The organism is Corynebacterium sp. AOP40-4SA-5, assembly GCF_052377355.1.
Taxonomy (GTDB): domain Bacteria; phylum Actinomycetota; class Actinomycetes; order Mycobacteriales; family Mycobacteriaceae; genus Corynebacterium.
On the sequence record NZ_JBQSWS010000049.1, the window covers coordinates 1 to 2,497 of the forward strand.

The 2,497-nt window shown below is 62.2% G+C and carries 4 protein-coding genes; 3 read left to right on the forward strand and 1 reads right to left on the reverse strand.

All coding sequences use genetic code 11. The features are described from left to right. Positions 1-237, forward strand: a 237-nt coding sequence (locus ACT3S3_RS15160; protein ID WP_444627005.1) for a hypothetical protein, incomplete at its 5' end; no start/stop codon positions are given. Positions 238-514: 277 nt separating this feature from the next. Here the strand turns inward: ACT3S3_RS15160 and ACT3S3_RS15165 are convergent. Next, a complete protein-coding gene (locus ACT3S3_RS15165; protein ID WP_444627006.1) occupies positions 515-1,216 on the reverse strand; it encodes a TetR/AcrR family transcriptional regulator in 702 nt (233 codons plus the stop codon). Positions 1,217-1,303: 87 nt separating this feature from the next. Here ACT3S3_RS15165 and ACT3S3_RS15170 point away from each other — a divergent pair, with 87 nt between their 5' ends. Next, complete coding sequence (locus tag ACT3S3_RS15170; protein ID WP_145943523.1) at positions 1,304-2,059, forward strand: SDR family oxidoreductase; 756 nt, start codon at positions 1,304-1,306, stop codon at positions 2,057-2,059. A 35-nt stretch (positions 2,060-2,094) separates the two neighbouring features. Beyond that, complete coding sequence (locus ACT3S3_RS15175) at positions 2,095-2,424, forward strand: nuclear transport factor 2 family protein (RefSeq protein ID WP_444627007.1); 330 nt, start codon at positions 2,095-2,097, stop codon at positions 2,422-2,424. Positions 2,425-2,497: the final 73 nt, after the last annotated feature.

The following is a 2,497-nucleotide window of genomic DNA, read 5'->3' on the forward strand; positions in this document are numbered from 1 at the left end:
CTCACTTACTGCGTGGCCCTGGTGCTCGCGCGCGAGGTCCACGCACATGTGTGGACTCTTCACAGTGGAGGGGAGGTGATTGCATTGGTTCATGCTCGCGATAGCGACGATGACCAGGGTGAGAAGCCCGGTCACGGAATATGGAAAGTCGCGGCCACCGTCCTCGTCCTGGGGATACCGGTGGTCCGCGACTTCACAGAGATCGTGACCGCAGTGCTTGGCTGGTTCATTAGCTAGGCACTACAGAGCACGTTGGTGCTCGACAGCCTCCGGAGGGTCCAAGCTCTGGGGGCTGTTTTTATGATCAGAGCGACTACCGAGGGCACGGGGGTCTCCCTGACACCCATCACCCTACATCGGTCTCTCGAAGTTTTCACTAGTGCGTGCACATTCTCGCTGGTCAGTGATTGAAACGCGCAGATAGACGAGGGGCATAGAAAAGGGCTGCCGCAGGGACCGCTATCGCTAGATCCCCTTGCCCATGAGGTGATCTCTATCTGGTGACGATGGTCGCTTACTGGTCTTCTCCGACCACCCGGAGGCGCCGCAGCCATTCCTGCAGGAGGTGTGTCTCGGTGGGGCCCAGGACCTCCGGGTTGGACGCGGCGAGCTCGGTGACCGCCGAAATCGCGCCGGTGCCGGCGGCACCGTTCGGTCCGCCGGTGCCGGTGATCGCGTCGATCACCCCGTCGCGTACCGCTGCCGACAAATCGGGGTCGGGGGACCCCTGAATGATCTGGCGCAGCGTGACCCCGATGTTGGTGGCCAGGATGTGGGCGGAAGCCTGCTCCGGCGGGACGGCGAGGCGTCCCTGTTCTGCGGCTGTCGTGGTGAGTTCGAGCAGGATCTCGGCGGGACGGGACTGGGCCGCCGGGGCGTGACCGGGTTGCACCTTGCCGTACATCAGTGCGTAGAACCCGGGGTTGGCCAGGCCAAAGTCGACGTGTGCGTCCCAGCCGGTGCGGATGTCCTGGATCGGGTCACCGGTCCACTCCATCGCCAGTTTCTTGGCGATATACATGTCGAAGCCGTGCTCGACCACGGCGTCCGCCAGTCCCTGCTTCGAGCCGAAGAAGTGGTAGGCGGTGGGCAGCTTGACTCCCACGGTGTCGCACACCGCCCGCAGCGAGAAGTCCTCGCCGGGCGAGCGGGCGATCATGTCCGCGGCAGCGGCGATCAACTTTTCTCTCGTTCCTGTCGACGCGTCCCTGCTCATTCTGCTACCGTAGCGTACGTATCGCCGATACGGCGCAACATATCTCTGATATGTTCATCCGTGAAGTCCACGAGAAAGGAAGACAGCATGACTGAGCACACGCTCAAGGGAAAGAACGTCCTGATCGCCGGAGGCGGCAAGAATCTCGGAGGCCTGGTGGCGCGCCAGTCCGCAGCTGCCGGAGCCAACGTGGCGATCCACTACAATTCCGATGCCAGTCGACCGGATGCCGAGGACACCCTCGCCGCTGTGCAGGCTGAAGACGTCCAGGGTGCGATCTTCCAAGGCGATCTGACCGCACCGCAGAACGTCGCGACCCTGTTCGATGAGGCCGAGAAGACGTTCGGCAAGATCGACATCGCCATCAACACCGCCGGCAAGGTGCTGCGCAAGCCCATCGTCGAGACCGCCGAGGACGAGTACGACTCGATGTTCGACATCAATTCCAAGGCTGCGTACTTCTTCATCAAGGAGGCAGGCAAGCATCTTTCCGACGATGGCAAGATCATCACCGTGGTCACTGCCTTGTTGGCCGCCTTCACCGACGGCTACTCCACCTACGCCGGCGGCAAGGCCCCGGTGGAGCACTTCACCCGTGCGGCGTCCAAGGAGTTCGCCGACCGTGGCATCTCGGTCAACGCCGTGGCCCCCGGCCCGATGGACACGCCGTTCTTCTACGGCCAGGAAACGCCGGAACGAGTCGAGTTCCACAAGTCCCAGGCCATGGGCAATCAGCTCACCCAGATCGAGGACATCGCGCCGATCATCAGGTTCCTGGCGACTGACGGCTGGTGGATCACCGGTCAGACGATCTTCGCCAACGGTGGCTACACCACACGCTAAACTCCGCCCTGCCTGCCTAACCGAAGGATATTCTTGTGACCAGCCTTGACATCCCCGAGCCGATCGCCTCATTCTTCACCGCGGTCAACGACCATGATAGCCAGGCTTTTCTTGATGCGTTGACCACCGATGCTGTCGTCGATGACTGGGGTCAGATCATCACCGGACGCGACGAGATTGACGAGTGGAGCCAGATCGCATTCATCGGATCCCAGCCCACCTTCAGCGCAGAACGAGCCTCCACCGCCAACGGCAGGATCACCGTCGTCGGTGACTGGCGGTCAACCCACGCCAACGGGCCGTCGCGATTCGACTTCGACCTCGATGGTGACAAGATCAAGAAGATGACCATCAGTGAAGGCTAATCGGCGATGACTGTCTCTGGCCGAGGCTTGTTGCCCCGGATGCGTCCCCGGGGCCCGGATGAGCAGCACAGGG